The sequence below is a fragment of the Sinomicrobium endophyticum genome (genome assembly GCF_052983315.1).
Genome location: NZ_JBRKIS010000053.1, coordinates 69,087 through 90,164 on the forward strand (window position 1 = coordinate 69,087; position 21,078 = coordinate 90,164).

The following is a 21,078-nucleotide window of genomic DNA, read 5'->3' on the forward strand; positions in this document are numbered from 1 at the left end:
CCGGCTAAAAGGAATAACCGGACAGTTCTTAAGAATAATGAAATTTGACATAACCATAGATGAATTTGTATATTGGCAGCGGATTGACAATTTAACCCGATAATATTTTGAAGTACCTGTTTTTCATTATAGCAGCGTTTACCTGCATCCTTGATTCCTCCGGAAGCCGGCTGCCTACACAACCGCGTTTTTCCCATATTGACATTAATGAAGGATTGACACCGGGCTCTGTAAATTGCCTTTTTAAGGATAAAAACGGCTTTGTCTGGATTGGCACCGCCACCGGGCTTAATCGTTACGACGGATATCAAATGAAGGTCTTTCGTTTTGACCGGATGGATGCCACTGTATACAAAAACAATGATATAAAGCAGATTTTCGGAGATCCTTTAGGTAATATATGGGTTCAAACAACTGCGGGGATTAATATTTTAAACCCGGAAACAGAAAAATTCACCAGTGACCAAAGCGAAGTCCTCAGGCAACTCGGCATGCAAAAATTTCCCGAAGTCCTGGAGATCTACAACGACAAAAACAATAATTACTGGTTTATTCATGACCGGGGCACTTTAACAAAATACGAGAGCAGTACCCAAAAAGTCATACCCGTAACTATTCCACCGGAAGAGGGAAGAATTGTTTCTCAGGATATCTCTAATTTATCACAAGATTCCGAAGGTAACATCTGGTTTGTAGATCAGTCAGGCATTATAAAAAAAATTGACCATAAGACGAATAGGGTCAAATCTTTAAACCGGGCGGTAACCAACCTGCCGGAAGGCGCCAAACCTGCATTCAAACTATTTGTTGACGGGGATGATGATATCTGGATCTATTATACCGGCGACAACGGCTTGTTTTATTACGATGCGGATAAAGATAGTCTGTCCGTATTCCATAAACAACACCACGGAACCAGGCTTAATTCCGACCGGATCAGCGGCATTGTGGAGGAGGAAAAAGGCAGTATATGGGTTGGTACAGATCACGGGGGTATTAATATTATAGATAAAAGTGATTTCTCGGTTACCTATATAACCCAGAATAAGGAGATCAAAAGTACTATTTCCCACAATAGTATCACTTCGCTCTACAAGGATAATGAAGGGATCATTTGGGTGGGGACCTTCAAAACCGGGCTGGATTTCTACCACCCGAACCTGATCCGTTTTCCGCACTACAGGAAGCTCGCTTCAGATCCGAAAAGCATTCCTTTTGACGATGTAAATACTTTTACCGAAGACCGGTCCGGAAACCTCTGGATCGGGACCAATGGGGGAGGGCTGATTTATATGAACAGGTCCACAGGAGAATATACCCGGTATAAAAATGACCCGGATGATCCCGGCAGCCTTAGCAGCGATGTGGTGGTCTCTCTTTTGTTAGACGCATCCAACACCTTGTGGGTAGGTACCTATATGGGAGGTCTGAACCGGTTTAATGGCAAGACTTTTAAGCATTACAAACACGATCCGGATGATCCGGACTCTATAAATAGTGACAATATCTGGAAGATGTATGAAGATTCCAGGGGAAATTTCTGGATAGGGACATTGACCGGTGGGTTGGATTTGTTTGACAGGGATCGGGGAGTATTTCACCATTCGGTAGATCACGGCGGCCTGTACCCGCTGCACACCAATTTTGTTTCGGCAATTACCGAAGACAGGTATGGTAATCTTTGGGTTGGGACCGGAAACGGTATAGAGGTATTTAACCCGGAGACCGGTGCAAACAGGTATTATGAACATAACCCTCATAAATCCAATACTATAAATAGTAATTCTATACTGTCCATTCATATAGACAGCCGGGAAAACATCTGGGTAGGAACGAATAACGGGCTAAATTTATTCCGGGAACAGGAGGACGGTTTTTTGTCGTTTTCACGTAAAGACGGATTGTCCGGAAATGATATCCTGGGAATCATGGAGGACAATGAGGGAGATTTATGGCTCACAAGTTCCTTCGGACTTTCCCAGATGGTGAGAAAATGCTGGGAAGAAGGCAGGTTTTTTGTGCGGAATTACGATCAGAGCGATGGGCTCCAGGGAAATGTGTTCAATGTTAATTCCTATTACAAAACAAGTAATGGCGATATCATAGTTGGCGGTGCTAACGGGTTTAATATGTTCAACCCGTCAAACATCGGCCAGAACACCGATGTGCCGAAAGTTGTTTTCACTTCTTTTTATCTCTTTAACAAGCCTGTGGAGCAGGACCAATATCTCAATGGCCGGGTTTTACTGAAAGGGCCCTTGTCCGTTACCGAAAACATTACGCTTAAACACGATGAAAATCTTTTTTCACTGGAATTTTCAGCACTGAATTATATCCATCCGTCTAAGAACAAATACAAATACAAACTGGAAGGATTTGACCAGGAATGGCAGGAAGGAAATTCGGAGATGAGACGGGTAACCTATACCAACCTGGATCCCGGAACGTACCAGTTTAAGGTACTCGCTTCCAACAACGATCTGAAATGGACGCCGGAAGATCAGTTTGCAACTATGGAGATCACCGTCCTGGCCCCTTTTTATAAAACCCCCATAGCTTATTTCCTGTATTTCGTGTGTATTGCCTGTTTGTTATACGCTTCCAGGTACAGGACCCTGAAAAAGCAAAAAATGCGTTTTCAGCTGGACCAGGAAAGACGGGAAGCCAATTATTTACACAATCTGGACCTGATGAAGATCCGGTTCCTGACCAATATCAGCCATGAGTTTAAAACCCCGCTGGCCCTTATATTATCCCCGGTGGAAAAACTCCTTAAAAATTCGCAGGAAAACAGTGATCAGCACAAACACCTTGAACTTATACACCGAAATGCACGGCGTTTGCTGAATATGGTGAACCAGCTGTTGGATTTCAGGAAAATCGAACACAATTCACTCGATCTGTGCCTTTCACAGGGAAACCTGATCAAGTTTATAGAACAATCTGTCAATTCTTTCCAGGTAATTTCCGAAAATAAACAAATAGATCTCAGCTTCCATGCCGGGAGAAAAGAGTTTCACGCCTCTTTTGACATGGACAAAATGGAAAAAATATTATTCAACCTGTTGTCCAATGCATTTAAGTTTACCCCCGAAAAAGGGAAAGTGGTCGTAGAGGTGGAAATAGTGGATGATCCGGCGTTACAGAAACCGTTCAAAAGCATGGTACTGAGTGTTAAAGATAACGGTGTCGGGATATCACCAAAAGATCAGGAAGTGATATTCGACCGTTTTTACAGGTCAGAAACCCCGGAAACCCTGGTAAACCAGGGGAATGGAATAGGACTGTCCATCGTAAGGGAATTTGTTGAAATACACGGAGGGACTATTAGTGTCGAAAGCGAAGTAGGAAAAGGAAGTACTTTTACATTAAAATTACCATTGCAGGAGTTAGAGGCCGATTCCAACTGTAAACTTACCGGGGTGGATTGCAAGGACCCGGAAACCGCAATTTTATATCTAAACGATGAAGACATTAAAAATCCAAGTATCTTCCCGGCTATGGGAGATTCCCCGAAATCCAGGATACTGATCATCGAAGACAACGAAGACTTTTTGTTCTACCTGAAAGACAGCCTCACCCCGTATTTCCAGGTGGATGTGGCAAAAAACGGCAAAGAAGGATGGCAAAAAACCCTTTCTACATTACCCGATCTTATTGTCAGTGATGTGATGATGCCTGTCATGAATGGCGTGGAACTCTGCCAGAAAGTAAGAAAAGATTCCAGGACCCGGCACATCCCATTTGTCTTACTTACTGCCCAGGATTCGGAAAGGCATCAGCTCAACGGACTCAAAATCGGGGCGAGTGATTATGTTACCAAGCCGTTCAGTTTTGAACTCTTGCTGTCCAGGGTCAATAACCTCATAAAACAAAGAAAATCCTTCCAGAAGGAGTATGAAAAGAAAATAACCATCCAAACCAGTGAGATTGAACTGGTATCCATGGATGACAAATTCATCCGGGATGCTGTCCGGATCATTGAAGACAACATCAGTAATCCCGATTTTTCCGTAGAGGAGCTGGCAGGGAAATTGGCAGTGAGCCGTACTTATCTTTACAACAAGACCGTAACCTTACTGGAAAAGTCTCCTTTGGAATTCATCAGGAAGATACGCCTGGAAAGAGGAGCCGAATTATTGAAGAAAAGCCAGATGACCATTGCCGAAGTCGCTTTTGCGGTAGGCTTTAATCACCCTAAATACTTCTCCAAATACTTCAAACAGGAATACCATATGCTACCTTCGGAATTTATCAGCAAAAAACAGGGAACCAGGAACCATCACGTAACATAGACAGGTTTTCCCTGTTGGAGTCCGCCGCCTGCCTTCGTGCCTTTTGAGGTGTTTTATCCATTTCTCCTTTACTTTGACGGAAGGGATCTATGGGGTGAATTTTACGGTCCCGGGCTTTTCGAAATACCCTTTGCTTTTTATAAAACTACCGCAACCATATTAAAAACAATTACTTACCGTTTACTTCCGCAATGATAATCCCGGGCATCCGGCTTCTTCTTCAGGCTACAGCGCGCTGGTGTGAACAAATGATCTATCATTATGATGATTTGATGCACCCCCTATTCCCTTAACTCACATACTTTGCGATTGCTAATTACTCATTAAATAAGCACTAAAAATAGTTTTTAAATAATTTAATGAGAAATCAATTATTAAATCAACAATCAATCAAGTTAAAAACTTATGACAAAAACTAATCTCAAACTAAAGTTGGGAAAAAACAGTGTCACATCCCTGTTTTTTATCCTTGCTTGCACATGGTTCGGTTTTGCACAGGAAATTACGGTAAAAGGGACGGTTACTTCCGCTTCGGATAACATGCCTCTGCCGGGTGCGAGTGTATTCATAATCGGAACCAACACCGGTGTGACTACCGATTTTGACGGTAATTTTGAACTTTCCGCTCCTCCCGAAGCCTCGCTCCGGGTGAGCTATATCGGTTTTACCGCCCAGACCATCAGCATAAATAACAGGACAGTCATAGATGTTGCACTAAGCGAAGACGTTGACATTCTGGATGAAGTCGTGGTTATTGGTTACGGGACACAGAAAAAGGCCCTGGTGACCGGGGCAAATGTACAGGTAGGTGGCGAACAACTGCAAAAGCAGAGTACCACCAACGCTTTGCAGGCCCTGCAGGGGCAAACTCCGGGGGTTCAGATAACTTCTACTTCCGGGCAACCGGGATCGGGTTTGAATGTGGTTATCCGCGGATTGGGATCCACGGGAGGTAATGCACCGCTTTATGTAGTGGACGGCGTACTGACCGGGGACATATCGTACCTGAACAACTCCGATATCGAATCGATCTCTATTTTAAAAGATGCCGCTTCGGCAGCTATTTACGGTTCACAGGCTTCCAATGGAGTGGTCCTGGTTACTACAAGAGGTGGCAAAAAAGGAGATTTACAAATGACCTTCGACCAATATTACGGTGTACAGAAGGTAGCCAATAAAATAGATATGCTCAACGCCGGGCAATACGCCAGTATACTCAATGAAGCTGCCGTAAATTCCGGAAAACTGCCTTACTTCAGCAATAGCGATATCGATGCCATGGGAAGCGGTACGGATTGGATGGGCGCCATGTTTAAAGACAATGCGGTAACCCAGAATTACACCCTGGGTGTTTCCGGGGGCTCAGAAAACTCCGTGTTTTCATCTTCACTTTCCTATACTTCAGAAGAAGGTATTGTTGGCGGTAGGGACCTCTCCAATTACGAACGCTATAACTTCAGGATAAATTCCGAACACAAACTCTACGACGGCAGGGTGACATTCGGGGAGAACCTGAGTTTCGCCTACATTAAAAACAATGGTGTCGGTGTAGGGAACCAGTATAACAATTCATTAAGAGGTGCATTCAATACAAACCCGTTGGTGCCTTTTTATGACGAAAACGGCAACTATTATAATACTTCCGATGATACCGAAGGCTGGTTGGCCGGACAATCAAATCCGTATGCTTCCATGGTTTACGGAAACCAGAACAGGAACAACAGCCAAAAACTTGTCGGTAATGTTTACCTGGAATTCGAATTGCTGAAAAACCTTAAATTCAGAACAAGCCTGGGGATCGATTATACGGCTAACGAAGGGCATGCATTCAGTCCCATCTATCAATTATCCGTCTATAATTTCAATAACTATACTACGGCCAGCCAGTCCACGAACAAAGGACACTCTCTCTTATGGGATAACCTGCTGACCTATAAGTTCAATATCGCGGAAAACCACAATTTCGAAGCTATGGTGGGGACTTCCTCATTCAAGTACGAAGACAACTATATGTTCGGAAGCAATGTTAACCTGGTTTTTGACGATCTGAAGCGCGCATGGCTGGACAATGCCCTGAACACCGACGGTGCGCAGATAACATTAAATGGCGGACCGAGGAACAGCAACAAAAGGATGTCGTATTTCGGAAGGCTGAATTATACCTACAAAGACAAATACCTTTTAAACGCCACCTTCAGGGCAGATGGCTCTTCGCAGTTCCACCAGGACAACCGCTGGGGCTATTTTCCTTCGGTTTCGGCGGGATGGATAGTAACAGAAGAAGAATTCCTCGGCAATACCAACTGGCTGGATTTCTTTAAGCTGAGAGGAAGCTGGGGGCAGGTAGGCAACCAGAACGCAGGTAACTTTCAATATCTGTCGCCCGTAACATTTGCATATACCAATTACATTTTCGGAAATGAAGAAGGTGTTCTGAGGCCCGGAGCCTATCCGAGCAGATATGCCAATCCTGACCTGAAATGGGAGGCTTCCGAGCAGATAGATATCGGTTTTGATGCCCGCTTGTTCCGCAACAGTCTTACGGTTAATTTCGATTGGTACAAGAAGACCACCAAGGATTGGCTGATCAAGCCTCCTATCCTTGCTACAGCAGGTGCCGATGCGCCCTGGATCAATGGTGGAGATGTAGTAAACAAAGGGGTAGAGCTGGCCTTAAGTTACCGTGGTAATATTAAAGACCTGAATTTCACGGTAGGAGTTAACGGCGCTTACAACAAAAATACCGTGGGTAACATCCCTACGGAAGACGGTATTATTCACGGGGAAACTCAACAGTTGTTTGATAATTCCTCAGAATTTTACCGGGCGCAGAGCGGGTATCCCCTGGGATATTTCTGGGGACTCGAAACCGCAGGTATTTTTCAAACCGAACAGGACGTGCTGAACCACACCTCAAACGGAACCTTGATACAACCTTCGGCACAACCGGGAGATGTTATTTATGTAGACCAGAACGGGGATGGAGTTATTAACGACCTGGACAAGATAAACATCGGGGACCCCAATCCCGATCTCAATTTCGGTTTTAACATTGCTTTGGACTATAAAGCCTTCGATTTCTCCCTGCAGGCCAATGGTGTAGCGGGCAATCAGATCGTACAATCGTACAGAAACCAGTCCAGCCAGTATGCCAACCACACTACGGCAATCCTGGACCGCTGGCACGGTCCCGGTTCGTCCAACAGTGTGCCGAGAGTTACCGAAGACAACAGGAACTGGGTAAACTTTTCCGACCTCTATGTACAGGACGGGGATTTTCTGAGGATCAGCAACGTGACCGTTGGTTTTGATATAGCCAAATTAAAGTTGAACAAAAAATTCTTCGCCAGCCAGTTCCGGGTTTACGCTTCTGTGCTAAACCTTTACACATTTACCAATTATAATGGTATGGATCCCGAGATCGGATATGGAATTTCGAATGACGATTATAACTTTTCCTCGGGCGTAGATCTTGGGTATTATCCCAGGCCGAGGACATTTATGATGGGGTTAAATGTTAAATTCTAAAAAACTTTGAAAAGATGAAAAATTCCTTGAAATATATATGGATACTTGGCATTTTGGCGTTGGGGGCCTGTTCGAAAGACTTTCTGGATGTAGAACCACAGGAGGGTACGGACGAGAATTTTTACGATAATCCTACCAGTGCTTCTTATGCGCTTGTAGGATGTTATGACGGCATGCAGATCGCTTCCGGGGGGATTGGCGGATTGAGTTTCCCTGTAGCAAGCGAAGTACTTTCGGATAACTGCTTTGGCGGTACGGGTAATTCCGACGGATATGGCTTCCAGGCTGTAGATGAATTCGATATTTCCAGGTCGCCTGCCGATGCCAACCTGTACGAAAATAACTGGATACAATATTACAAGGCGCTATATCGCTGTAATGTGTTGATACAGAAGATGGCCGATATTGATTGGGGCGATGATGCCGATATAAAAGTACAATACGAGTCGGAAGCCCGGTTTATAAGGGCACACCTGTATTTTGAAATGGTACGCCTTTGGGGCCATATCCCGCTTATTATCGAACCGACCACCGAAAATGTCCCCCAGGCAGATCCTGATGAGGTGTATAAGCTGATAGCTGAAGACCTGGTTTTTGCCGCGGAAAACCTTCCGGAAGAACCTTACACCGAGGTAGAAAGCGGAAGGGTTACCAAATGGGCCGCCGAGGCTATGGTAGCCAGGGTATTTTTGTACTACACGGGGTATTATAACGCTTCTGATCTTGTAGGGATAGTAAGTAAACCCCAGGCCCTTGCTTACCTGGAAGATGTAATTGCCAACAGCGGACATAGCCTGGTGGATGATTTTTCAACACTTTGGCCTGCAGCTTCCGTAGAAGATTATGCCGGTGAAGACAACCCGGAAGTAGTGTTTTCCGTAAAACATACCTACACCAGCGATTATGATGGAAACACGGATGGCAATCACTGGATGGTGATGTTTGGTATGCGGGACTATGACCACTATCCCTACGGACGAGGTTGGGGGATAACAATAAACCCTAAATTGTGGAATGCTTATAATGAGAATGATACTCGCCGGGGAGCCAGTGTCATTGCTATTGATGAAGAGGAGATCCCCTATGACAAACAAGATGGTCACAGGGAATATACGGGGTACTATAACAAAAAATACAGCCCTATGATTGATGAAGATGGAAACAGTGTTACCGACGAAGTAGGAGGAGAGAGTTTCCAGATCGGTCAGTTCCAGGACTATTTTGTTATGAGATATGCCGATGTGCTGTTGATGGCCGCGGAGTTGGGCAGTTCCAATGCCCAGGCGTATTTTAACCAGGTACGGCAGAGGGCCTATAAAGAAAATTTTACGGCCATCCCGGCAAATCCACAAAACATTTTGAGGGAACGGCAATTGGAATTTGCATTGGAAGGTATCCGGTATTGGGACCTGCTTCGCCAGGGGATCAGTACCGCGGCGGCCGAACTGGCCGAGAACACCCCCCTCCTGAGCGGAGGTGTAGCGACCAACAAGGTGATTTCGGCTCAGAATGTGGAGAGTACCGGCGGATTGCAACAAATACCGAACAACCAGATAACGCTGTCCAATGGTGTGTTACAGCAAAATACCGGGTGGTAACAGTTAATTTAAAAAGATAAGACATGAAAATTTTCAGATATACTTTATCCGTGTTATTGCTGACGGGGCTACTCGCAACATCCTGTCAGAATAACGATTACGAATTGGGAGAAAAACTGGATACATCGGATATTCACTTCGAAGTTATACAGGATTTCGATGCCGATGCAGGGGGAAATACGGTGATCCTGATAAACAATACGCCGGAGACCGTTTCCATATGGGATTACGGCACCGGGCGTTCCAACCGTGCCGTAGATACCGTACGATATGCTTTTAAAGGTGATTATACCATCAAATTCTCGGCGTCGACAGCCGGTGGAGTAGTGGAAATGGATCCTGTGGATATAACCGTTACGGATGATAACCTCAACTATGTAAGCGATCCGCTTTGGGAAGCGCTCTCCGGAGGAGTAGGCAAGTCCAAAACCTGGTACCTGGACCTGGATGCGGATGGGATTTCCAAATATTTTGAGGGTCCCCAATATTTCTATGGTTCGGATATGGGATGGTTGGAAGGCGGTGGTTCCTGGGATGGAGGTGATACCGGTTGTTACGGTGGTGATAATACTACTTGCTGGAATTGGAACCCGGATTGGGCCGGAAATCAATGGCTCGCTCCTGCTGGAGATTACGGTTCCATAACCTTTAGCCTGGACGGAGGACCGTTTGTCACTGCCGAGCATTTGATGATCCCTTCAAGAGGTACCGAATCCGGGACCTATTTCCTGGATCAGGATGCCAAGACACTCAACCTGGTCGATGTTGGAATATTGCACCAGGAAGGAAACGAAAATTGCGTGGATAACTGGGGAAGTATCAGGATTTTTTCGCTGACCGAAGACTACATGCAGCTCGGTGTTGTAAGAAAAACCAGTTGCGATCCTAATCCCGCTTACCTGGTATACAACTTCATCTCTAAAGAATACAGCGACAACTGGGTGCCCGAAGAAACCATTCCTGAGCCTGACGAAGGTTTCGACCCTTCCTTTGCTCCCGGAGAATTACTGGGTATGCTTACAGGTGGCGCCGGGTCCGGAAGAACCTGGACGGTGGATGCCACAGGTAACCCTATAGATTGGATTGCAGGAGGCAACGGGTGGACCACTTCACACGCAGATACGCGCGACTGGGGCTGGAACGATAGCTGGGATGCTGCCGTAGACGGGGCATGGATCAGGTTTGACCAGTTTGGGGGAACCTTAAACTATGTCCGTTACCAAAACGGTGTAGAAACTACCGGAACATTCAGCATTGACGAAGAGACCAACGAAATTACATTGGAAGGGGAAACCCTGTTGCAAAATCCTGATAGCGGAATAAATTCCACAGCCAATGTCATCACAGTAGTAAAAGCCTATGGCGATGAATATGCGGAAAAAGGCATCTGGTTCGGGACAAGTTATGACGAATCCAAAGATGAATGGTTTGCCTTTCATTATGTAATACCAATACCATAAACTGTAGATTGTTGATGATGAGGCCGTTTCCGGTGCTGGTGAATTTTCATTTTTTGGAGGCGGCCCATCTTTTTAACCCTTAGTCCACCCGATGAATAAAACATATTCTCTATATATATCCACGCTCATTCTTGTCTTGTTTGCAACATCCTGTAATCCCGATCGGGCGCCGCAGGATGTAAAGCGCAAACAACTGTTCACCGGAAACTGGAATTTCCAGCTTTCGGATCCGGTCAAAAAAGATACCCTTGCCAATAACTGGAGATCACTGGACCTCCCGCACGACTGGAGCATAGAAGGGAAGTTTGATGAAAAACACCCGGCTACCTTTGGTGGCGGTGCACTACCAGGAGGTGTCGGTTACTATAAAAAGACCTTCGACATTCCTTCGGAATACACCGGCAAACAGATGTACATACGGTTTGATGGAGTTTACATGAACAGCGAGGTATATCTCAATGGAAAATTACTCGGAAAACGTCCCAACGGCTATATCGGTTTTGAATACGACATGACGCCTTATCTCAGTTTGGGATCGGAAAACACCCTGACGGTAAAGGTAGATAATTCGCAACAGCCCAATTCCCGTTGGTATTCCGGTTCGGGAATCTACCGCAATGTATGGCTTATCACAACCGGCAAAGTACATGTGAAAAACCGGGGGACCTATATCACCACACCGAAGATCGATGAAAACCGGGCGGATGTTCATATGGAGGTGGAAGTAGAAAACAACCACTCCGAAAACAGGGAAGGAGTTATTAAAATCTCGGTGCTTTTCCAGGGCGAAAAAATATCCGAAAGAGAACAAACAGTAACACTGAAAACGGGAGAAGTCAATCGGATTGTCGACGACCACCAGGTGGAAAACCCTGAACTCTGGTCGGTAGAAACGCCAAACATATACACACTGAAAACGGACATTTATATAAGCGGTAAACTGGCAGACAGTCACGAAACGCCGTTTGGTATCCGCAGCTTCACTTTTGACCTTGACAAAGGCTTTATCCTGAACGGAAAACAGGTAAAAATAAAAGGGGTTTGCAATCACCATGATCTCGGCGCCCTGGGAGCCGCCATCAATACGCGGGCATTGGAAAGACAATTGGAAATACTAAAGGGAATGGGAGTAAACGGCATAAGGACATCCCACAATCCGCCCGCCCCGGAACTGCTGGAGCTTTGCGATAAGATGGGCTTTATTGTGATGGATGAAATTTTCGATATGTGGGAAAAAGGTAAATCCAAGTACGATTACAGCCTGTATTGGGAGGAGTGGCATGAGCGGGACCTTATTGATTTCGTTAAACGCGACCGCAACCACCCCAGTGTTTTTATGTGGAGTATCGGTAATGAGATCCCGGAACAATGGGAAGAACGGGGTGCCGAGATCGGCAGAAAACTATCCAAAATGGTCAAAAGCCTGGACAGTACCCGCCCGGTAACCGCCGGGATGAACCCACCCATTCACACCAATAAAAAGGATGTTACCTTACAGTTTGCCGAACCGGCAAAACCAAATGCCCTCGCAGGATCGGGAGCTTTGGACCTCATCGGGTATAATTATGCCCATCAGACCTATACGCAACATCAGATCAATTTTCCGGATACCCCGTTTATCGCTACCGAAACTACTTCGGCGCTGGCGACAAGGGGATATTACGATCAAAGGTCCGATTCGGTAAAAAGATGGCCTTACCGCTGGGACCGGCTTTTCCTGGACGGGAATCCGGACAATACCGTTTCGGCTTACGACCAGGTAAGCGCCCCATGGGGTTCCACCCATGAAGAGACCTGGAAGGTGATCAAAAAACACGATTTTATGTCCGGGATGTTCATCTGGACCGGTTTCGATTACCTGGGCGAACCTACCCCATATATATGGCCCTCCAGGAGCTCTTATTTTGGTGTGATCGACCTGGCCGGTTTCCCGAAAGATGCGTACTACATGTACAAAAGCGAATGGACGGACGAAACCGTACTCCACGTATTCCCGCACTGGAACTGGGAACCCGGAAGGGAAGTCGATATCTGGGCGTATTATTCCAATGCGGATGAAGTAGAATTGTACCTCAACGGCGAATCGCTCGGAAAACGCTCCAAAAAAGGTGATGACCTTCATGTCATGTGGCGTGTCCCTTTCAAACCCGGAACGCTGAAAGCCGTTTCCAGAAAAAACGGTAAGGAAGTGTCGGTCAAAGAAATTAAAACTGCCGGAGAACCTGCTCAAATAGAACTGGAAGCCGACAGGAGTACCATATCGGCAGATGGCAGAGACCTCGCTTTTGTCACCGTTTCCATTGTCGATGCGGACGGGAATTTGGTCCCAACGGCAACCGACAGGGTCGAATTTGAAATATCCGGGCCCGGAAAAATTATCGGGGTGGACAACGGCGATCCCACCAGTCACGAATCCTTTAAAGCTAAAAACAGGAAGGCCTTTTACGGCAAATGCCTGGTTATTGTACAATCGTCCGAAACAGAAGGAGAAATACAACTGACAGCTAAAAGCAACGATTTAAAGTCCGGAACACTGGCTGTAAGTGCCATAAAAAAGCGTGGAGAAGGTCTTAACTAAAACATAAGAAATCAAAAAAATAAAAATGATCAGAAAGCTGACATCGATAGTACTCACAGCTCTTGTATTTGGTTGTGGGACACCTGAAAACAAAGACACAAAGATTGCCGTCAATTCCCCGAACGGAAAAAACATTATCACTTTTGAGTTAAAAGAGGGAAAACCCTCATACTCGGTAAAACACGGAAAAACCGGGGTTATCAACACATCCGGTATGGGCTTTGTCTTTAAGAACGGGGACTCCCTGTATAACAACCTTACCGTACTGGATACGAACATTACCGAGCATGACGAAACCTGGGAGCAGGTCTGGGGAGAAAAACAGTTTGTACAGGACCGTTACCAACAATTGGAAGTCGTCCTTCAGGAAGAATCGGAACAAAAACGACAACTTAAAATACAGTTCAGGGCGTTTGACGACGGCATTGCTTTCCGATATCAATATCCCGGCAACGGCAGCGGGGACAGCCTGGTGGTCATGGACGAACTCACCCGTTTTAACCTCAACAGTGACGGGGATGCGTGGTGGATCCCGGCTTACCAGGATAACCGTTATGAATACTTGTTTACCAAATCGGCGGTAAGCACTTTAGATACGGTTCATACCCCGCTCACCATTAAAAGCAGGGACGGATTGTTTTTAAGCTTCCACGAAGCAAAACTCATCGATTACGCGAGTATGACACTGGTACGTGAAAATGACACCGATCTCAAATGTGACCTCGTGCCCTGGGCCGATGGCGACCGGGTAAAGACCGGCGGTTCGTTTACCACGCCGTGGCGTACCCTTCAGATCGCGGAAACCCCGGGCGACCTTATCACCTCTTACATGATACTGAACCTGAACGACCCCAACAAACTGGAAGATACCAGCTGGATAGAACCACACAAATACCTCGGTATCTGGTGGGGGATGCACATCGGTAAATATTCGTTTTGGGAAAGCCCCATTCAGGGAGCCACTACCGAAAATGCCGAAATGTATATCGATTACTGTGAAAAACTGGGTATAGATCATCTCCTTATCGAAGGGTGGAACAAGGGCTGGACCCCGCAATGGTACGAAAACGCCATGCACATGTTCAGTTTCACCGAGGATGCCGATAGGTTCAGCCTTAAAGAAGTGACCGATTATGCCAGATCGAAAGGAGTGCATGTTATCGGGTACCACGAAACCGGGTCCAACATAATCAATTACCTGGAACAGATCGATGCCGGGATGGGGCTTTACCAAAAATACGGCATGCACGATATAAAGATCGGCCAGGTAGGTTCAAAGCTGAATATGAAAGAATGGCACCACGGGCAATTCGGGGTGGACTACTACAGGTTTGTACTGGATAAGGCCGTGGAATACCAGCTTGCCGTGAACTTCCACGAACCTATTAAAGATACCGGCGAACGCAGGACCTATCCCAATATGATGGCACGCGAAGGGGCCAGAGGGCAGGAATACAACGCCTGGAGCGAGGGCAATCCGCCTTCACATGAAGTCATTCTGCCGTTTACCAGGATGCTGTCCGGACCTATGGATTTCACCCCCGGAATACTGGATGTGGAGATTGAGCAAGGACATGAAGGGCGTGACGTTCACACCACAGCCGCCAAACAACTGGCGCTGTATGTGGTGCTGTATTCGCCTATTCAAATGCTGGCCGATTTGCCTGAGAATTATGACGGCAACCCGGCATTTCAGTTTTTGAAGGATGTGCCTGTTGACTGGTTTGACACTAAAGTGCTGCATGCGGAGATCGGTGAATATATTACTACGGTCAGGAAAGACAAGAACAGCGACGACTGGTATTTGGGAAGTATCACTAACGAAAAGGAACGCTCCTTAGAAGTAACCCTCGATTTTCTTGAGGAAGGAGTGACCTATGAGGCCCAAATCTATGCCGATCCCGAAGGAACCGGGTATGAAACCAATCCTTCCGGGGTAGAGATCAGTACCAGGGAAGTGACCTCAAAAGATCACCTGGAGCTGCATTTGGGAAAAGGTGGCGGAACCGCTATCCGGTTCGTGAAAAAATAATATTCGACGCCCGAGAATCGGGTATACGGGTGTTCGGGTATACGGGTATGTGGATGGATGTTGATAACTCGTACACTCGGCCACAGGCGTACTCGTATGACGAAATTAATTTTTGTCATGTGCTAAATGTAAAGGAATATGTGGCTGATTACAGGAGACCGGAGATCCATCCGTCACCGGTCTCCTGTTCAAAAAATGAAAATCAATTTTTTAACTAAGAGCTTGTTTAAACTGAATTCAATTGGCTAAAAAAATGCCCTTTTTGCCCCATATTCGTCTTTTTCTCGTCCCATAGCTATGGCTATGCGGCTCAAAAAGCCTTCATATGGAACAGGGCGGAGCGTATAAAAATAACCCTGTGGGTTATTTTAGCGAACGAGCCAGCCGGCGCAAGGGTGTTTTTCGCTACAATCAATCCAGTTTAAACAAACTCTAAAACCCAATATCTTATGAAAACAAAAACCAACATTACAGCAGGAATTTTAGCCCTGGTACTGGCAGTTTCCTGTAACCAGGAAGAAGATCAGGTAGCGAATCTCTCCGAACCCGAGTTTTCCACTGCTCAAACCACTGGGGAAGAAGCATCGGCAGCTGCTCAGGCAGTAGCCTGGTCTACGGATGAACGGTACGGTTCATGGAATAACGGCGGTTATACCCTTTACAACAATATCTGGGGTATGGTAAACGGCAGTGTACAGGTGATGTGGGCCAACAGTTATAGCAACTGGGGCGTATGGGCCGATCATCCCGATACGGATGGCATAAAATCCTATCCCAACAGCAGCAGGAATGTGAATATCAATATCAATACCCTGAACAGCTGTACTTCCGGTTTTAATATAAACGTGCCATCCGGCGGACATTATGTGGCAGCTTATGATATATGGTGCAATAATCACGACTATGAGATCATGTTGTGGATGCACAAAGAAGGTGGGGTAAAACCTATCTCCTACGAGTGGTCCGGTACCGGAAATCCCATTCCCGTCGCTACCAATGTTTATATAGGCGGCCATACCTGGAATATATATAACGGCCATAACGGCAACGAAAATCAGGGTATAGGCAACCGGGTATTCTCCTTTGTAAGAACAGGAAATACCTCGGCAGCTACAGTAGACATAAAAGCGATCCTTAACTGGATAAAGAACCGGACAGCCCAGACCCCGAACGAGAAATGGTTTAAAAATGAAGCTATTACCCTGAGTACCGTACAACTCGGATACGAGATTAGTGCATCTCCCGGAGGTAAGGATTTCATTACCAATAGTTATTGGGTATCCTATAATTAGAATGGAGAATGTGCCAATTAGCAAATTGGATAATGAACTAATGAGTTTTATCTTGTTTCCTGTTCATTATCCAGTTAAGCACATGGATTGCTAATTGGCACATTAAACATACTCAATAAACCACTTTAGACAGACAGGCCTTTAACATAGTTACAAAAAACTTCCTGAGGCCAATCCGACAGTTGTATCTATTACCGGAAAGGATGTAACGGCCAATGATGTTCCGGTTAAATGGTAGCAAAAACAATTTTTGTCATGCACTAAACCAAATACTTTAAAAATGAAAAATATAAAGAGTAAAGTCGTTATCGGCCTTTTGGTTTGTTTTATCTCTATGGGATTTTGGTCCTGCAGCAAAGACAACACCATGGAGGAAGACAGCACGGAACTAAAAGGAGAGGGCGATAAAACCCTTACTGCAAGTACTGCGAATATAGCATTTGAAGGTGCGGAAAGCAGTTATGACCTGACCATTACCACAAATGTAGATAAATGGGTGATAAGCAGTTCCGGAACCGATTGGATAACTTTCAGTGAAACCTCCGGCACTGCCGGCACTACTACCGTAACCATAACAGCCTCAAAACAGGCCGGTTTGGAGGAGCGCTCTACGGTTCTCACTATAAATGCCAATAAAATAAAGCCGGTAAAAATTCCGGTTACTCAAACGGGAGTTGCATCATCATCCGGTATATATCCGGATTACAACACCAATCCTATCCCTGCGGATGCAACAGGGATGAGCAGCACTGCTACAGGGCTGGCTGCTCAGATAAACCTGGGATGGAACCTGGGAAACAGCCTGGAAGCCACTGGTGGTGAAACAGCCTGGGGAAATCCGATAGTTACCAAAGCGCTGATTGACCGGGTAAAACAAAGTGGTTTTAACGCAGTAAGAATACCGTGTTCCTGGAATCAGCACGCCAATAATAATACTGCAGAAATTAGCATAGACTGGCTCAACAGGGTAAAAGAGGTGGTGCAGTATTGTATAGATAACAATATGTACACCATTCTGAATATCCACTGGGATGGCGGATGGCTTGAAGATAATGTCACCGAGGACAAACAGGAGCAAAACAACGCGAAACAAAAAGCCTTTTGGGAACAGATAGCAACGCATTTCCGGGATTATGACGAGCATTTGTTATTTGCCGGTACCAACGAACCGGCTGTCGAAGATGCAACGCAAATGGCCGTACTGGCATCCTATCACCAAACATTTATTGATGCCGTCCGGTCCACGGGAGGTAAAAATGCGTATCGTACGTTAATTGTCCAGGGGCCGACTACGAATATTCAAAAGACGAATGACCTGATGACCACATTGCCTGCGGATACGGTATCCGATCGTATGATGGTAGAAGTGCATTATTACGATCCATGGCAATTTTGCGGTCTTACCGAAGATGCAAGCTGGGGAACTATGTTCTATTACTGGGGAGACGGACATCACTCTACAACCGATACTTCCCGAAATTCGACATGGGGAGAAGAAAGCGCGTTAGATGCCAGTTTCGAACTGATGAAAACCCGGTTTGTAGATCAGGGTATCCCTGTTGTCCTGGGAGAGTTCGGAACTATCAGGCGCACTACATTGACCGGGGACGATCTTACCTTGCACCTGGCATCGCGGGCGTATTATTCGGAATACGTGGTAAGGCAGGCGAAAGCAAATGGCCTGTTGCCTTTTTACTGGGATGAAGGAAGTACAGGGAATAATGGTTTCGGCATCATTAACCGTGCAGATAATACGGTTTATGATACCCAGGTACTGGATGCTTTGCTGGCCGGATTAAATTAACAGGTCTTTTAGTGCATGACAAAAATTGATTTTGTCATACGAGTATACCCGAATACCCGTATACCCGTATACCAAAGATCAAGATACGTTTTGCCTTGTGGTAAAAAAGATTTCAGGAGATATTAATCAACCACAAAGAGCACAAAGTTCTGGACAAAACCCTAAAAGAAGTAAAAGTTCAATTTTAAATCAAAAAAGCTGCCGGAATTTTTAAATCCGGCAGCTTTTTCAAAACCAACCTTAAATTATAAATTACTATGCCTGTCCGCGTACAAGTTTCTTATCGCTAAGAAAATCGTGATTTAAGATCTGTCCTTTTTTAGCATTGTTAACCATGTTCAATACTTTATCCAAAAGATCAGTTTCGTTTTTAAACAACGATTTTTTCAGCGCCTGCATCTCCGTTTCCATATTGTGTCTTACCTGTTTTTTAAGCTCTTCGGTAAAGGAGAGATTAAAAACTTTTTCATATAGAAACTTATGATTGGAAAGTGAGAAATTACCATTTCCGATACAAATGTATATTTGATTCTCATCGTCAATAAGAAAGTACTCTTCGGAAATCGGAGAAATCAATTTCTTCACACTGTCGTTCTCGGAAAAATACTGTATGATCTCCTTGATGTATTTTTCGTCTTCTGTCAATTCTCTTTTTTTAAATCCAAACATATCTCTCGAATTTTGAAGAAGCGGCCTAAAGTCTGAAAAGTCTTTAGGGACTGTAAGCTTCTTCTGTTCTATATATTTGGACACAGAAGAGATCAAAAAGTCACATTTGGAATAAAATATTATTTAGTATGTTGATATACAGTACTTTATTAATGGTGTTTGCAATTGTGGGAATCCGGTTTCGTTCGGTACTACGGATTATCATGAAGTATTTCGATGTTTCTATTGGTAATATTTTTTATGGGGAACACTATTTTTTTATCTTCCATAGCTACAACAAGGCTTAGGTTATCGATCAGAACAATTATTCCTTCCACGCCGTCTACGCGGATTCTCATTCCCGCTTCAAAATTTTTACGGGTGTAAAAACCAAGTATAAGCCGGTATACGATATCTTTTGAACCCAATCCGAGTGCAATGGTAAAAGCCGCGAGGAAGGCGCCCAGAAGAATGAGAATGTTATTGGTAATGATATCGGTGTTTACCCCGATCTGGTTAAGGGCTGTAATGGCTGTTATTATTAAGATAACGTAGAAGGCCAGTCCCGCTATAAACTTAGAGCCACTCATGTCAAAGGATTTTAGCATCCCTTGTATAGCGTTTTTGACAAAAGTTGCAATTACAATTCCTATGGCTAATATAACCACTCCACTTAAAAAGCGGGGCAAATACGTGATTAACTGGCCGGCAACGTCCGATACTGCCGTAAGTCCCAGCATGTCGGCCCCCATTATAAGCAGGATAAGGATTGCAAAACACTTGATGAAAAACAGTATTACCTTGCGCAGGTCGATTTTAAAAGAAGACTTCTCCAGAAAATCCGCCTCGTTGATTTTTGCCGAGAGCTTATCGATTTTAGATAATTTTAATATGCCGCCAATCAAAAGTACGATCAGAACTCGTTTAAACTTTTTTTAAAAATAAAAAAGGGTTGAAGATATTTGTGTTGCGAAACATACAATTATCTAAACCAACCCTTTATGTACTCTGTACTTGACAAAGATACGATAGAATTGGAAATAGTTCCTTACATACCTAAAACTCATCGAGGATTTGCCCCGACCGTTCCATTGGTTGAGATTGTTAACGCCATCCTCTACAAGCTCAAGACCGGTGTGCAGTGGCATCAAGTGCCTGTAAAAGCCCTTTTTGACAGTAAAGTGCTAAGTTGGCAATCGGTTTACTACCATTACCGGAAATGGTGCTTGTGCGGTTTTTGGAAAGACTGTTGGGTGAGCTTCCTCAACCGCCATAAATCAAAACTTGACCTTTCCAGTGTGGACCTGGATGGCAGTCACACCTCGGCCATCAGGGGCGGGGAACAAGTGGAATACCAAGGCCGTAAGAAGCGCAAAACCACCAATGCCCTATACCTTAGCGAAAGGCAGGGACTACCTTTAGCTATGTCTGAACCTGTTGCCGGCAATCATAACGACCTGTATAACATTGAGGTGCAGTTCGAAGTAGTCACTGGTACTCTGGAAGATGCTGACCTCCGTGTGGATGGGTTGTTCCTCAATGCTGATGCGGGCTTTGATTCCAAGGATTTCCGACAGGCTTGTGCCCAAAAGGAAATCAATGCCAATATCTGTTTCAACAGGCGTAACAGTGACAAGGACAGAGATGACTATTTTGACAAAGAACTTTATGACCAGCGATATGCCATCGAGCGAACCAATGCCTGGATGGACAGTTTCCGGTCATTACTAAACAGGTTTGACACCACCGTGGCAAGCTGGACAGGGTTTAACTATCTTGCTTTTATTGTGTTAGCTTTGAAAAAGTTCAAACCCATCAAAAAGAAAAAAGTTTAAACGAATTC

Annotated in this window: 11 protein-coding genes; 9 read left to right on the top strand and 2 right to left on the bottom strand. The window is 45.1% G+C overall.

Annotated elements, in window-relative coordinates:
• Positions 1-107 precede the first annotated feature (107 nt).
• From ACVBDU_RS20575 to ACVBDU_RS20610, 8 genes are all read left to right on the top strand, one after another.
• A complete protein-coding gene (locus ACVBDU_RS20575; RefSeq protein WP_447181576.1) occupies positions 108-4,295 on the top strand; it encodes a hybrid sensor histidine kinase/response regulator transcription factor in 4,188 nt (1,395 codons plus the stop codon).
• Positions 4,296-4,700: 405 nt separating this feature from the next.
• Entirely contained in the window at positions 4,701-7,823 is a 3,123-nt protein-coding gene (locus ACVBDU_RS20580) for a SusC/RagA family TonB-linked outer membrane protein (protein ID WP_447181577.1), read from the top strand.
• Between the two features lie 14 nt (positions 7,824-7,837).
• Complete coding sequence (locus tag ACVBDU_RS20585; RefSeq protein WP_447181578.1) at positions 7,838-9,421, top strand: RagB/SusD family nutrient uptake outer membrane protein; 1,584 nt, start codon at positions 7,838-7,840, stop codon at positions 9,419-9,421.
• Between the two features lie 23 nt (positions 9,422-9,444).
• Positions 9,445-10,881, top strand: a complete 1,437-nt coding sequence (locus ACVBDU_RS20590; RefSeq protein WP_447181579.1) for a hypothetical protein — start codon at positions 9,445-9,447, stop codon at positions 10,879-10,881.
• Between the two features lie 91 nt (positions 10,882-10,972).
• A complete protein-coding gene (gene galB, locus ACVBDU_RS20595) occupies positions 10,973-13,459 on the top strand; it encodes a beta-galactosidase GalB (RefSeq protein ID WP_447181580.1) in 2,487 nt (828 codons plus the stop codon).
• A 25-nt stretch (positions 13,460-13,484) separates the two neighbouring features.
• Positions 13,485-15,491, top strand: coding sequence for a glycoside hydrolase family 97 protein (locus ACVBDU_RS20600; protein ID WP_447181581.1), 2,007 nt, complete (start codon positions 13,485-13,487; stop codon positions 15,489-15,491).
• A gap of 449 nt (positions 15,492-15,940) precedes the next feature.
• The gene (locus ACVBDU_RS20605) at positions 15,941-16,783 is read left to right on the top strand and encodes a GH12 family glycosyl hydrolase domain-containing protein (RefSeq protein ID WP_447181582.1); all 843 of its coding nucleotides are present in this window, start codon (positions 15,941-15,943) and stop codon (positions 16,781-16,783) included.
• Positions 16,784-17,063: 280 nt separating this feature from the next.
• Positions 17,064-18,587, top strand: a complete 1,524-nt coding sequence (locus ACVBDU_RS20610) for a cellulase family glycosylhydrolase (RefSeq protein ID WP_447181583.1) — start codon at positions 17,064-17,066, stop codon at positions 18,585-18,587.
• Between the two features lie 255 nt (positions 18,588-18,842).
• On the opposite strand, the gene ACVBDU_RS20615 is transcribed toward ACVBDU_RS20610, so the two are convergent.
• Entirely contained in the window at positions 18,843-19,256 is a 414-nt protein-coding gene (locus ACVBDU_RS20615; protein ID WP_447181584.1) for a hypothetical protein, read from the bottom strand.
• A gap of 191 nt (positions 19,257-19,447) precedes the next feature.
• A complete protein-coding gene (locus ACVBDU_RS20620) occupies positions 19,448-20,140 on the bottom strand; it encodes a mechanosensitive ion channel family protein (RefSeq protein WP_447181585.1) in 693 nt (230 codons plus the stop codon).
• A 96-nt stretch (positions 20,141-20,236) separates the two neighbouring features.
• Between ACVBDU_RS20620 and ACVBDU_RS20625 the strand changes: the two genes are divergently transcribed.
• On the top strand, positions 20,237-21,070 hold the full coding sequence (locus tag ACVBDU_RS20625; protein ID WP_447177729.1) for an IS5 family transposase: 834 nt from the start codon (positions 20,237-20,239) through the stop codon (positions 21,068-21,070).
• The last annotated feature ends 8 nt before the right edge of the window (positions 21,071-21,078 follow it).

Bases quoted from the DNA above. Each gene is read 5' to 3' on its own strand.
- ACVBDU_RS20580 (WP_447181577.1), top strand. From the start codon at position 4,701: ATGACAAAAACTAATCTCAAACTAAAGTTGGGAAAAAACAGTGTCACA.
- ACVBDU_RS20585 (WP_447181578.1), top strand. From the start codon at position 7,838: ATGAAAAATTCCTTGAAATATATATGGATACTTGGCATTTTGGCGTTG.
- galB (WP_447181580.1), top strand. From the start codon at position 10,973: ATGAATAAAACATATTCTCTATATATATCCACGCTCATTCTTGTCTTG.
- ACVBDU_RS20590 (WP_447181579.1), top strand. From the start codon at position 9,445: ATGAAAATTTTCAGATATACTTTATCCGTGTTATTGCTGACGGGGCTA.
- ACVBDU_RS20610 (WP_447181583.1), top strand. From the start codon at position 17,064: ATGAAAAATATAAAGAGTAAAGTCGTTATCGGCCTTTTGGTTTGTTTT.
- ACVBDU_RS20600 (WP_447181581.1), top strand. From the start codon at position 13,485: ATGATCAGAAAGCTGACATCGATAGTACTCACAGCTCTTGTATTTGGT.
- ACVBDU_RS20605 (WP_447181582.1), top strand. From the start codon at position 15,941: ATGAAAACAAAAACCAACATTACAGCAGGAATTTTAGCCCTGGTACTG.
- ACVBDU_RS20615 (WP_447181584.1), bottom strand. From the start codon at position 19,256: ATGTTTGGATTTAAAAAAAGAGAATTGACAGAAGACGAAAAATACATC.
- ACVBDU_RS20625 (WP_447177729.1), top strand. From the start codon at position 20,237: ATGTACTCTGTACTTGACAAAGATACGATAGAATTGGAAATAGTTCCT.